At 39.5% G+C, this 14,028-nt stretch carries 7 protein-coding genes; 2 read left to right on the forward strand and 5 right to left on the reverse strand.

Features of this window, described 5'->3' with window-relative positions; translation table 11 throughout:
- Window positions 1-80 precede the first annotated feature (80 nt).
- Window positions 81-1,454, reverse strand: a complete 1,374-nt coding sequence (locus tag K1X82_07195; protein MBX7181880.1) for an N-acetylmuramoyl-L-alanine amidase — start codon at window positions 1,452-1,454, stop codon at window positions 81-83.
- A 425-nt stretch (window positions 1,455-1,879) separates the two neighbouring features.
- On the opposite strand from K1X82_07195, the gene K1X82_07200 reads away from it, so the two are divergent.
- Window positions 1,880-4,507, forward strand: coding sequence for a hypothetical protein (locus K1X82_07200; GenBank protein MBX7181881.1), 2,628 nt, complete (start codon window positions 1,880-1,882; stop codon window positions 4,505-4,507).
- Window positions 4,508-5,060: 553 nt separating this feature from the next.
- On the opposite strand, the gene K1X82_07205 is transcribed toward K1X82_07200, so the two are convergent.
- The 4 genes from K1X82_07205 to gyrA form a co-directional block, all read right to left on the reverse strand.
- Complete coding sequence (locus K1X82_07205) at window positions 5,061-5,333, reverse strand: hypothetical protein (protein ID MBX7181882.1); 273 nt, start codon at window positions 5,331-5,333, stop codon at window positions 5,061-5,063.
- Between the two features lie 30 nt (window positions 5,334-5,363).
- Window positions 5,364-6,203, reverse strand: coding sequence for a hypothetical protein (locus K1X82_07210; protein MBX7181883.1), 840 nt, complete (start codon window positions 6,201-6,203; stop codon window positions 5,364-5,366).
- A gap of 634 nt (window positions 6,204-6,837) precedes the next feature.
- A complete protein-coding gene (locus K1X82_07215; GenBank protein ID MBX7181884.1) occupies window positions 6,838-7,830 on the reverse strand; it encodes a DUF3089 domain-containing protein in 993 nt (330 codons plus the stop codon).
- Window positions 7,831-7,900: 70 nt separating this feature from the next.
- A complete protein-coding gene (gene gyrA, locus K1X82_07220; protein MBX7181885.1) occupies window positions 7,901-10,516 on the reverse strand; it encodes a DNA gyrase subunit A in 2,616 nt (871 codons plus the stop codon).
- Window positions 10,517-10,833: 317 nt separating this feature from the next.
- Between gyrA and K1X82_07225 the strand changes: the two genes are divergently transcribed.
- A complete protein-coding gene (locus tag K1X82_07225) occupies window positions 10,834-13,416 on the forward strand; it encodes an ATP-dependent Clp protease ATP-binding subunit (GenBank protein MBX7181886.1) in 2,583 nt (860 codons plus the stop codon).
- Window positions 13,417-14,028 lie beyond the last annotated feature (612 nt).

Genomic DNA, 14,028 nt, shown 5'->3' on the forward strand with positions numbered 1-14,028 from the left:
TTAATTTAAAACCCTTGTCATTTCGTATTTAAAATCCTCAAAACGATAGCTACATCAGCTTTCAGGATAAAATGCTTTCCTTATTTACCTAAGGCTTTTTTGGCTTCATCAACAGTTATTCGCTTATTACCATTTAACCCTACTACGAAGGCATCTGCAAATCCTGCCTTTCTTACCATGCCTTGAAATTTTAAGGCTTCGGCAAAGTTGTCGAACATACCGGTTGTGTATTTGTACATTCCTTTATCGCTGTATTCAAAAATCTGATCCAATCCTTTAAATTTCGGGCTATTCAAAGACATTTGTTGACCGGAAGAGTAAAATTGCACCCGATAGCAAACTCCTTCGGCCGGAATGGGGTTTACTGGTTTAACTTCATTTACAGGAGTAACCGGATCTTTGATACCTTTTTTTAATTTCAATTCAGCAATTTCCATTTCTGTTTTCAACTTTTCTTTTTGCAATTCCTGTTTGTACTCTTCCAATTCAGTTTTGGACATTTTCTTAGCTTGTAAGGAATCTGACTTCAGGTTTCTAAGTTTAAAACTATCCGGAACTTCGGTTGTTTCAGGGTTAATTTCCTTTTTTTCTGAAGGCTCCGCTTCGGCTGTTTTATAGGTTTCAAGCTTACCCATTTCTTCTTGTCCTAGGAATGGATCGTCGTCTTTAGGTATGGTTTCGCCTTCGGACTGTGCTTTATACTCTCTAAATGCTTTGAAAATACTAACGGCAGTTTTATTTATACCATTACCGGATTTAAAATAGGCTTGTTCATCTTTGTTGGTTAAGAATCCGGATTCAATTAAAACAGCAGGCATGTTGGTTCTCCATAAAACAAGGAAACCGGCTTGTTTAACTCCGCGATCGAAGCGACCTGTTTTCTTGAACTTTTCCTGAATTTTGGATGCAAAGGCAAGACTTTGATCCAAATTTGCATTTTGATACAGACTGAAAATGATGGTTGCTTCTTCTGAATTGGGGTCAAAGCCATCGTATTTTTTCAAATAGTCTTGTTCTTGTAAAATGGAGGAGTTTTCACGTTTCGCTACTTCCAGGTTATCGGCCGATTTATGCAAACCCATGGCATAGGTTTCGGCTCCATAAGCAGTTTTACCTCCGGAGTTAAAGTGGATACAAATAAATAAATCTGCATTGTTTTTATTGGCAATTTCTGCCCGCTTGTGCAATTCGATAAAGGTGTCTGTTTTGCGGGTATAAACAACATCTACTTCGCCAAAATTGTCTTCGATCAATTTGCCCAATTTAAGGGCAACCTTTAATGCCATATCCTTTTCTCTTGTGCTGGAGCCCAGACATCCGGTGTCATGTCCTCCGTGGCCGGCATCAATTACAACGGTTTTAATGGCAAATTTTGCCTTTTTCTCAACGAGTTTAAATGAGGAATTTAATCCAAAGATGACAATCGAAAATAGAAAAAGAGCTAGTTTTCTCACTTTTTGAAGTATTGGTAGTTGGTTAACGTGATAGGTTGAATATTCTGTCAGCAAAGATGGAAGTTTTTTGCCTGAATACAAATGACTTGCCAAGAAAATCGAATAAATTTTGTGAATAAAGAGTTAAGGAGAATAGCCCACATGAGTTGCCATGTTAATTGGCTCAACTACTTTTAGGTAAGCAACTTTTCTTAATTCCAGAGGTCTAAAGGAGGATGTGCCGGAAAAGGTATGGGTGGAATTTCCGGTAATAACAAATTAGTTGCAATTCATATGGACGAAATAGATACAAAAACCAAGCAGAAATTAACCGATATTCGCAGCCGCATTTAGCCTTGTATCAGCATTTGTTCCATATCCGACCATTGAAGGGCCTGAAATGCCTGTTGTTGCTAAGTTTTTTCTGGCTGGTTGGGGTAGGGGTTATGGCTCAAAATCTACCCGTTTCAAACACTAAATTTGGACGAAAGTTGGCGGTGGATTTGTCGGATTCAACCAAGGTGGATTCCATTCAAGCAGTACATAACCAATTAATTGCTGTCCCTGAAAAAGCCGAAAAGGATACCTTGTTGGTAAGTTCTGATACCATTCCGGCTAAAAAAGATTCGTTAAAACCAAAGGAAGAAAAGTTGAAATCAAAGGTGGAATATTCAGCGAGGGATAGCATTCGGTTTGAGGTGGATACCAAATTGATTTATTTGTACGGAGATGCCCAAATTACCTATGAAGATGTTAAGGTAAACGCCGGTTATATCGAAATAAATTGGAATACCAATGAAATTACAGCTAAGCCTTTGTTGGATAGCTTGGGCCATGAAACAGAATTACCTGTAATGGTAGATGCAGGCCAAACCTATAACAGCCATGAAATGGTTTATAATTTCCAAACAAAAAAGGGTAGAACCAAAAAGGTAATTACAACCCAAGGTGAAGGTAAGTTGCATGGAGAAATTGTCAAGAAAATTGACGATAAAAGCATCTTTGTGAAAAATGGTAAATACAGTACCTGTTTAGATGATGACCCACACTTTTATATTCAGGCCAATAAACTGAAAGTTATTCAGAATGATAAAATTGTGACAGGACCGGCCTTTATCGCCTTTGAAAAAGTGCCTTCGCCTCTGGTTGTACCTTTTGGCTTTTTTCCAAATACCCAAAAACAAAAATCCGGATTGATTCTTCCTCAACCGGGTTCCTCACCAGGACAAGGATTTTTTCTTAGAAACATTGGATACTTTATAGGGATTAGTGATAAAGTTACCATGCAAATTACAGGTGATATTTACACCCAGGGTAGCTTTGGAGTTAGAGTTGGAACTGCTTATAAAAAGCGTTACAAATACTCCGGAAACTTAGATTTAAGTCACAACAGTTTTATTCAATCCAGTAAGGAACTGCCCGATTATCGGGTAACCCGAAACTATTTTGTTAAATGGAAACATGTTCAGGATCCCAAAGCCCGACCCAATTCAGTGTTTTCAGGGGAAATTAATGCCGGTACCAATACGGCCTATACCCGAAATGTTTCTGCAGTTAGCAATGTCAATAATTTTCTAACAAATACCTTCAAATCCAATATTTCCTATTCTAAAACATTTGCAGGAACTCCATTAAACCTGGTTTTAAATGCCACGCATGATCAAAATACCCAAACCAAGGTTATCAATGTTACTCTGCCTCAGTTGCAATTAAACATGCAGCGGGTTTTTCCTTTCGCCAGAAAGGTGCAGGTTGGTGCACAGAAATGGTATGAAAAAATTGGTTTAACCTACAATTTAAATGGCCGAAATACATACTCTGCCGTGGATTCAACCTTCTTTTCCAAAAAGTCCCTGGATACGAATATGAACTATGGCTTTCAGCATCAGGGAAGTTTAAGTACAAATTTCAAGGTTTTGAAATATTTTACCTTAACCCCTTCCATTAATGCCAGTTCGAGGTTCGATTTTAAAACAATTACCAAACGTTTTGAGGTTCTTACTGATACTGCCGGTGTAGATTATGAAAAGCTTATTACCGAACAGAAATATGGTTTTTTCCCAAACGCCGATTTGGGAGGATCTGTTTCTCTTACTACAGTGGTGTATGGTATGTTCCGGTTTAAAGGTAAGGTGGAAGCCATAAGGCATACCATGACACCCAGTATTACCTTTAATTATCGTCCGGATTTAACAGAAAATGAGTATTTAGTTGGACCTGTATCCGGAAAAACCATCCAATACAATAAACATGAACGTGGTGTTTATGGTCCTGCCCCTTCCGGAAAACAGGGAGCTCTGAATTTTTCTTTGATGAACAATTTGGAAATGAAAATGAAACCGGGCAAGAAGGATACAACCACAGCTTCCAAAAAAGTGAAATTACTGGATCAGCTTGGATTTACCGGTAGCTATAACTTTTTGGCTGATTCAAACCGACTCTCAGATATTGCCATGAGAGCCGTTACTACCTTGTTCAATGGTAGAGTAGGGGTAAATTATAGCATGAATTGGTCGCCCTACGCTACCAATGAAAAGGGACAATTAACCAGGCGATACATGATTGAACAACAGAAAAAGTTGTTGCGATTTACCCGGGCTTCTTTGGCATTGAATTTTAATTTTAACAAAGCTGCCGGACAAGCTCCTAAGGTTTCCAATTATGGCTCACAAGATCAGTTGGATTATATTAATTCACATTTAGATGAGTTTTTGGATTTTAATATTCCATGGAATATCAGCGTTCAGTATAATTTAAACTATTCCAGAAATTTTAATTTGTATGCCACTGAAGCAGCCAAAAAAAGTCTGGTTACTCAGGCCATGACTTTGAGTGGAGATTTTAATTTAACTCCGAAATGGAAGATTCAGTTTACTAGTGGTTATGATTTTGTAAATAAGAAGATGACTACCTCAACTATTAATATTTACAGAGATCTACACTGTTGGGAGATAAAGTTTAACTGGGTGCCATTTGGACAGCAACAAAGCTTTATGTTAACGGTTCAACCCAAGGCCGGTTTGTTGCAGGATTTAAAGCTAACAAGACAAAGAAGTTGGTTTGATAGAAATTAAGAAAGAAGTTCCGGTAAAGATTTGGTGATTTTCCGATTTTTTCGGCCAAATAGAGTTACCTTCAAATGTCAACCGGAAGGAAACGATAATTTTTTTTAATTCCTGTTATGCGGGCCCCCTCCGCCCAAAAAGTATTTTGCCAAACCCCGATCAATCTGCATGGGCGTTCGGGTCACGCTATCGGCTGTAGTCCTCGTCCCACTAGGCTAACGCCGTCGTGGTACTGTGGGCTACTTACCTCTATCGTTGCCCGGGGTGCAACCTAGTACCTTATTGCCAACCCCAAGGTGTAAAGGTATCTATCACTTTTCTGCAAGTGGGAACTTTTAAATCTCCAACTAACTGATTACAAGGTTGTAAACCGGCAGCTAAATAGATTTTGCACAAAATTCAGCTATACCTAAAACTGCAAGGAATACAGGAAGTTTAGGTTAAAAACCAGGTACTATCCTTTCCAAATACCTTTTTAAATCCTTAAATATTTTTAAACCATTAAATTGATTTTCGGCAGACTCTACCTTTCCAGAATTGCAAATTGCACCTAACTTATAGATTAAACATTGCGATTAGTTTTTACAAGGATTTTGATTTTTTTTAAAAGCCATAAACTAATAAGCACTAGGTGTATGAATAGCCAGGCATAAAAACCAAAGTCCGTGAGTTTTTCAAATGTGCTCATGCCCGCCCAGGAGCCATAGTTCCCTTTTTCTTCGGTATAAAAATCATCGTATTGCATTTGGGCAATGGAGAGGAAGAGAAACAATGCCAGGTCAAGTAAAACGGCTATTACCACCCCAAAATAGAAAAGTTGCTTGCTCCGATTCATATTCAAGGAAGAAAGATAAGATTTTCAAGTTTAATGCAAATCCTTGAGATCGTCCCAAAGTTCGTCTAATCCAATTTCAGTTTCAAGTCTTTTGACAACCAATTGAACCAATTTGGTATAAGGGATTTCTTTCACTCGTATATGGTCTTCAATTTTAATGTGTTGAACGTTTTTACCTCTAGTAATTATCCAGACTTGTTTTTGACTATCTTTGATGGTATAAGCAATGGTTCTGAATTCGATTTTTTCCTTTTTCAGTTGAGCAATGTAATTTTCGATTTGGGTCTCTTTCTTCTTTTGAAAGTTTTGTTCCAGGGTTGCATCGTAAATCACAGAAAGGGAGTGGAAGCGAAAAAATCCATCTGCTTTTCCCCGGTTATCATCTTGGGGAAATTTATGGATGTCGTGAATTCCAACGAGGCGAAGAAGTTGGAAGCAGCGAAGTTCAAAGGTAAACGGGTCGCATGTTTCCATTTCCTCAATGAATGAAGGAAGGAGTGGATTGGTAGTTTTGGGAGGATTAGTCGATTGAATTTCAGGTTTTGGGTTGGCCAGATGCCAGCCGGTTGGGGTGTTCAGAAATTCATTCGGACATTGGGTTTCTTTTAATTCAAGAATATCAAATCGAATAGCCGGTTGGTCATTGAACAGATCTTTCCGGAAGTTACCGGTTTTGCCAATCCATGATTTTTCAAACTTGCTTCCATCGTTGCTTCGCTTAATGAAAAGGGTAGAGGCTTCTTTTGGGAAAGCTTGAAGTTCTTTAGGAATTATGGATTCGGTAAAAAGGGATGAATTTTTATATTTGGCAGGTAGCTTGTCCCAATGTCCGTTCCAATTGGAAACCATGATGTATTCGATCGTGTTCATAGGAGATACGAAAGTAGAATTATTACCAATAGGACTTGAAATAAAGTGCAATTAGGTTATAGATTTTTACCAACAAACGAGGCTATTTTATTGAAAATAAATGTTTAAAAGGGAGCATGGAGTTATACTGTATTTTCATAACTAATGCGATTTGGAGAATTGTGTTAATCAGATGGAAATTAGGAAGTAAAAGAGGAGGCTTTAACTAAAATGTTGAATGGTTTTGTTTGCCCTTTCAAGTTAGGTCAAGGAGTCGGTAGTTGGGTTTTGCACCCCGGGCAACGATTGAAGCAAGTAGCCCACAGGAGCACGCGGCGCTAGCCAAGTGCGACGAGGACTACAGCTGAAAGCGTGACCCGTAGCCTTTGCATTGGCCAGGAGGTTTGGTGAAAACCGGTAGGCGAAGGGGGCCCGCATAAAAGGAATAACAATAAGATTCGAACGGATGAACTTTTTCAATATATACCAATTGGGATGGAGGATGAGCCAAGCCTTGGGTAAAGGAAAAAGGGTGTTTTAGGTAATGGCTAAATAATACTTGTTTACGGCTTAAAGGATAAGGGTAAATATAAACCGAATGAGGGAATGGGAGAAATAAAATGGTGGAAATATAGGTCTTAGAAGAAGGAATTGTCTACTTTTTTTGATGAAAGTAATTCCAAACTCTGGTTTCCACATTAGACCGAATGTTATGCCAAAACAAGTTATAATCAACCAAATGCAAGTTTTTCCATGACCTGACAAAGGGGGCATTTGTTTTTACCCACAACCAATTTCCATGAATTTGGGCTTGAGATATAAAATGTCGGTTTCGGTTTAAATTCAAAAGAATTCCACCTTGACTTATAGCCGGCTTTTCGTCCATTTTCCAGGTAATTGGATTAATACAAACCTTTCCAATCAATTTGGAGCTTGTATCCGGAATATGGTTCATTCGAAAACTGGACCAGGTAATAAAGCAGTTAATATCGGTAGAATCCTGACATGGTTTTAAAACCTCATAATCTTTAGGGTCCATGTTAAAACCAATGGAGTAGGCGGCAACCAGTTTTTTTTTCATTTCCGGGTTGTCGAAAAATTCTTTTAATAATCGTTTGGAATGGGTGGTACCTTGGCTATGCGAAGCGATAATTATGGGTCTACCTTGGTTGTAGTATTTTAAATAGTATTCAAATGCCCGTTTAACATCCTGGTAGGCAAAATCCAATGCTAATGCCGGATTATTGGTAGAATCATAGAAGCATTTGATTATTCCTTGTCGGTATCGAGGGGCATAAACTCTGGCAGTTTTATTGAAGGCGGTTGCTTGAAATTTAACCGGAAGCCGATCAATTTTTTTATTTAAACGTTGGTTGTTTACATCGGCGCACCAGGTTTTTCCTTTTCCATAAATGGTGGGATAGATGTAAAATACGTCAACCAGTTTTAGAGAATCACTTACCCAGGTTTCTTCATTGGGAATAATATCGGCCTTATCCCAACGGAAGGGTAGGGCAGACCAGTACTTTTCCTGGGAATAATCAGGTGCAAGTGGTTGGTCCTGAGGCCGGAAATCAGGCAGTTTTTTTTGAGCCTGAAGGGATTTTATACCAAGTAATCCAACAAAGAGCAATAAAATGTGTTTCATGGTAAAAAAAAGAACGGCCAATCAAAGGATTAGCCGTTCAGTTTGTTAATTATCATTGGTTTAGAAAAAGCTATTTTTCATCGCCTTCGCCTTCTCCTTCGCCTTCTTCTGTTTCCGGTTCATCCTCTTCCTCTTCTTCCGGTTCTTCTTCTACCGAAGCAGCGATTTGGCTATCTATTTCAGCCTGGTCAACCAGGAACTCGGAGTTTTCTTCCAAATCTTCCTCTTCAGCCAGGTCGCCGTATTCACCAATATCAATTTTTGCAACTGCTGCAATTTGGTCACTTCCATGCAACTTAATTAATCGAACACCTTGGGTAGCACGGGCCATTTCACGAATGGTTCTTAGATGCATACGAATGGTAATTCCACCTTCGGTAATGATCATCAAATCGTCCATATCGCTAACTCCGTGGATGGCAATTACATCACCTGTTTTGTCGGTAATTTTCAAGGTTTTTACCCCTTTCCCTCCTCGTTTGGTAATTCGGTAAGCAGCAACGGTGGTTCTTTTTCCATAACCTTTTTCCGAAACTACCATTACCGAAGTTTCTTCGTTTGGAACACATACCATACCAATTACTTCGTCTGTTTCACCATTCAATCGGATAGCGCGAACACCGGTTGCATTTCTTCCCATTGGACGAACATTGGCTTCCGGGAAACGAACTGCACGACCCAATTTAGCTGCAATCATGATTTCGTTTTGTCCATTGGTCATTTTCGCTTCCAATAGTTCATCACCTTCCTTGATATTGATGGCATTAATACCATTTACCCTTGGACGGCTGTATGCTTCCAACGTCGTTTTCTTAATGGTACCTTTTTTGGTACACATAATAACATAATTGTTATTGATGTATTCCTCGTCCTGCAAGGTTTTAACATTGATATAGGCTTTTACTTTATCGCCTGGTTCAATATTAATTACGTTTTGAATAGGTCGACCTTTTCCGGTTTTATCTCCATCCGGGATTTCATATACTTTCAGCCAGAAACAGCGACCTTTTTCGGTAAATAACAATAAATAATTGTGGGTAGTAGCTACAAACAAATGTTCGAGGAAGTCGGTATCCCGGGTTTTGCTACCGATGGAGCCTCTTCCTCCGCGGTTTTGAACTTTATATTCAGCTAAAGGTGTACGTTTAATATATCCAAGGTGAGAAATGGTAATCACCACAGCTTCATCTTCAATCAAATCTTCAATGCTTATTTCGTCACCTGAATATTCAATTTGACTGCGACGTTCATCACCAAAACGTTGTTTCATTTCCAGCATTTCATCCTTGATGATTTGCATACGCAGACTTTCATTGGCCAGAATCTCTTTCAATCGGGCAATTAACTTCATTAATTCATCGTACTCCTCTTTTAGTTTATCAACTTCGAGACTGGTTAATTGACGCAGGCGCATTTCAAGAATGGCCCTGCTTTGAATTTCCGAAAGTTGGAAACGGTTTTCTAATTCAGTACGGGCTGAATCCGGAGTTTCGGCTTCGCGAATGATTTTAATTACTTCGTCAATATTTGCCTGAGCAATTAATAAACCTTCTAAAATGTGGGCTCTCTTTTCGGCTTGACCTAATTCAAATTTGGTACGACGAACAATAACTTCATGCCGGTGATCCACAAAATGAACCATCATGTCTTTCAGGTTCAACATCATTGGTCTTCCTTTAACTAAGGCAATGTTGTTTACTGAAAATGAGGTTTGTAGGTCGGTGTATTTAAAGAGATTGTTCAATACAACTCCCGGGATGGCATCTCTTTTTAATTCATAAACAACACGAATTCCTTCCCTGTCACTTTCGTCGCGAATGTCGCTAATACCTTCAATTTTCTTTTCGTTAACCAAGTCAGCCGTACGTTTAATCATTTCGGCTTTGTTCAATTGGTAAGGAACTTCATTCACAATAATGGCTTCTTTGCCATTTGGAAGACTTTCAAACGTTGTTTTAGCGCGCATTACCACACGGCCTCTTCCGGTTTCAAAGGCACTGCGAACACCTTCGTATCCATAGATAATACCACCTGTAGGAAAGTCGGGTGCTTTTACAAAGTGCATCAATTCCTGAATGGTAATATCGCGGTTATCAATGTATGCGCAAATACCATCTACCACTTCGCTAAGGTTATGCGGAGGCATATTGGTAGCCATACCAACTGCAATACCAGCCGAACCGTTAATCAGCAAATTGGGAACTTTACAAGGTAGCACTGTAGGTTCTTCCAGTGTATCATCGAAATTCAATCTGAAATCTACGGTTTCCTTATCGATATCTGACAAAATTTCTTCAGCGATTTTGCGCAACCTGGCTTCGGTGTAACGCATGGCCGCAGGTGGGTCGCCGTCCATGGAGCCATAGTTACCCTGACCTTCTACCAATGGATATCGTAAGCTCCAATCCTGAGCCATCCTTACCATGGTATCATAAACAGAGGTATCACCATGCGGGTGGTATTTACCTAAAACCTCTCCGACAATACGAGCTGATTTTTTGTAGGGACGGTTAGATAAAACGCCCAATTCAAGCATTCCGAATAACACCCTGCGGTGAACCGGTTTTAATCCATCACGAACATCCGGTAATGCACGGGAAACAATAACCGACATCGAATAGTCGATGTAGGCCGTTTTCATTTCCTCTTCAATATTAATCTTAATAATCTTTTCGCCTTCAGCCATTCTTTCTATTGTTTAGTTTGTTGGTCTTTAATGAACCAAGTTGTAGAGTTGAAAAATATTGTTTTAAATCTGTTCCCCTTTTCCATTAAACGTTCTCGCATTTTTACACACAATACCGCTAATTTCAAAAGGGACACGAAATTACTCTTACAATCGTTTTAGCCTATAAAAACTTATCCACACATAAACAAAGCCATGTTGAAAAATTGAAACCCTGCCATAATTTCACGTAAATGCTCCAATCTACTTTTGGAAAAAACAATCCAATTGTTGTGGTTTGATTTTTGAAGAGTTTAAAAACATCTATTTTTGCAAGTATGGAATCAAAATTTTCACCAAGGGTAAAAGATGTACTTTCTTTCAGTCGTGAAGAAGCACTTAGACTTGGACACGATTACCTTGGAACCGAACACCTCATGTTAGGTCTTATCCGCGAAGGAGAAGGTAAAGCTTTAAAGCTACTGACCATGTTGGGTGCAGATCTAAGCGATTTGCGTAAAAAAATCGAAAACTCTATTAAAGGATCAGCCAATCACAAAAAAGTTACCATTGGAAATATACCTTTAATTAAGGCAGCCGAAAAAGCCCTTAAAATTACGTATCTGGAGGCTAGAACCTACCGAAGCGAAACCATTGGTACCGAACACCTGTTGCTCGCCATTCTGAAAGATGAAGAAAATGGTGCCAGCAAAATTTTAAAATTACATTATAACATTGATTACGATATGGTAAAACAAGAACTAAACGAATTTGGAAGTACTGAATTAGAAGGCAGAATGGACGAGCAATTGCCTCGTTCTGAAAGAGCAACTTCCAATGACGATGAAGATGGAGAAGATGCCGGTGCTAATCCTTTTGGAGGCGCCGCTCCCAGAGGCAAACCCGGTGATAGCAAAAGCAAAACTCCGGTATTGGATAACTTTGGTAGAGATTTAACCAAAGCTGCCGAAGACGGCAAACTAGATCCTATTGTAGGTAGAGAAAAGGAAATTGAAAGGGTTTCCCAAATTCTTTCCCGTCGCAAAAAGAACAATCCGATTCTTATTGGTGAACCCGGTGTTGGTAAATCAGCTATTGCAGAAGGTTTGGCTCTTCGAATTGTTAAACGTCAGGTTTCCAGAGTTTTGTTTAATAAGCGAGTGGTAACCCTCGATTTAGCTTCCTTGGTGGCCGGAACGAAATACCGTGGACAATTCGAAGAACGTATGAAAGCCGTAATGAATGAATTGGAAAAATCTCCGGATGTTATTCTTTTCATCGACGAAATTCATACCATTATTGGTGCAGGTGGAGCCAGCGGTTCTCTTGATGCCAGCAATATGTTTAAACCGGCTTTAGCCCGTGGCGAAATTCAGTGCATTGGTGCTACCACCCTGGATGAATATCGTCAATATATTGAAAAAGATGGTGCACTCGACCGCCGTTTCCAAAAGGTAATGGTAGAACCTACCACCCTCGACGAAACCATTGAAATCTTAAACAATATCAAGGCTAAATACGAAGATCACCACAATGTGATTTATACCGATGATGCTCTGAAAGCCTGTGTTCACCTTACTCAACGTTATATTACCGATCGTCACTTGCCCGATAAAGCCATCGATGCCTTGGACGAAGCAGGTTCACGCGTTCACATAACCAATATCAAAGTTCCTCAAAATATCGTGGATGTTGAAAAGAAAATTGAGGAAATAAAAGAAGAAAAAAACAAAGTGGTTCGCTCCCAAAAATACGAGGAAGCAGCCAGTTTGCGTGACAAAGAGAGACAATTGCTGGAAGAGTTGGAGCGTGAAAAGAAAAAATGGGAAGAAGAAACCCGTAACAACCGCGAACTGGTTACTGAAGAAAATGTGGCAGAAGTTGTTGCCATGATGACAGGTATTCCGGTTCAACGGGTGGCTCAAAACGAAAGTGAAAAACTTTTGAAAATGTTTGAGGCCATTGGCGATAAAGTAATTGGTCAATCCGACGCTATTAAAAAGGTAGTTAAAGCCATTCAACGGAACAGAGCCGGCCTTAAAGATCCTAATAAACCAATAGGTTCTTTCATTTTCCTTGGTCCAACCGGTGTTGGTAAAACCCAATTGGCCAAAATCCTGTCCAAATATCTGTTCGATAGTGAAGAAGCAATGATTCGAATCGATATGAGTGAATACATGGAAAAATTCAGTGTTAGCCGATTAATTGGGGCACCTCCGGGTTATGTTGGTTACGAAGAAGGTGGACAATTGACTGAAAAAGTTCGTCGCCGCCCATATTCCGTTGTATTGCTCGATGAAATTGAAAAAGCTCACCCTGATGTTTTCAATCTTTTGCTTCAAGCCTTGGATGATGGTCAAATGACCGATAGTTTGGGCCGGAAAGTTGATTTCAAAAACACCATAATTATTATGACTTCCAACATTGGAAGTCGTCAGTTGAAAGATTTTGGACAAGGAGTTGGTTTTGCCACTTCTGCTAAAACTGCACAAACTGCCGAGCACAACCGTGGAGTTATTGAGCAAGCCTTAAAACGGGCGTTTGCACCTGAGTTTTTAAACAGGATTGATGATGTTATCATGTTTAATTCTTTGGAACGTGAAGATATTCACCGTATTATCGACATTGAATTAACGCATTTGTATAAGCGCATTCAAACCTTGGGTTATACTTTGGTATTATCGGAAGATGCCAAAGATTTTGTTGCCGACAAAGGTTTTGATAGTCAGTTTGGTGCCCGTCCTTTGAAACGAGCCATTCAAAAGTACCTTGAAGATCCCTTGGCTGAACATATTATTGGTGCATCTTTAACCGAAGGTGATTCTATTGTAGTGGAGAAAGAAGCGGATAAAGACGAATTGAAATTCACGGTTCAAAAAGCAGGTTCACCTGATACCGAGAAGAAGAAGAAAAAAGCCTAGTTTACCAATTTAGTTAGCGTAAGGACCTTGGATTTTCCGAGGTCCTTTTTTTTTATTAGGCGGGTCCCATTCGCCCGGTTGGCAGGGGTAATGAACCCGGGCTGTAATGCAACGGGCTACTGGTCGGGCTATTCGTTCCAAGTCCTCGTCGCCCTAGGCTATCGCCGTAGGTCTCCTGTGGGCTTTCCACTGCTATCCCTACCCGGGGTGAAGGTGCAAGGGTGGAGGTTAGCCATCCTGACCTGGCATTTTTTTTTATTGCAACTAAGTTAAGCTAGTACTTTTCAAGGGATCAGGTAAGTGCAACTATTTTACGAGTTATCTGCTTGAATTTGGATGAATTGGTCATGTATTTTTGCACATGTCATTTTGAATAATAAATTGAAATAAGTTAAAATTAAATTTTTATTTTTGGTTTAATAAAAAGTGCACATATTTGCATACCGTTGGTTGGGTAGGAGAGAGGGAGTGGGAGGTATGGGGGAGTTGTAAGCAAGCCTAAAAGACGACCACACAACCGACAGACAGACCCGAAAAATGGAACAAGGTGGACAGAAAAGAAAGAAATCCAACCGCACAATTTAAAATGATTTTGTGCCAACACACATTTGG

The sequence above is a fragment of the Bacteroidia bacterium genome, from assembly GCA_019695265.1.
Taxonomy (GTDB): Bacteria; Bacteroidota; Bacteroidia; order JAIBAJ01; family JAIBAJ01; genus JAIBAJ01.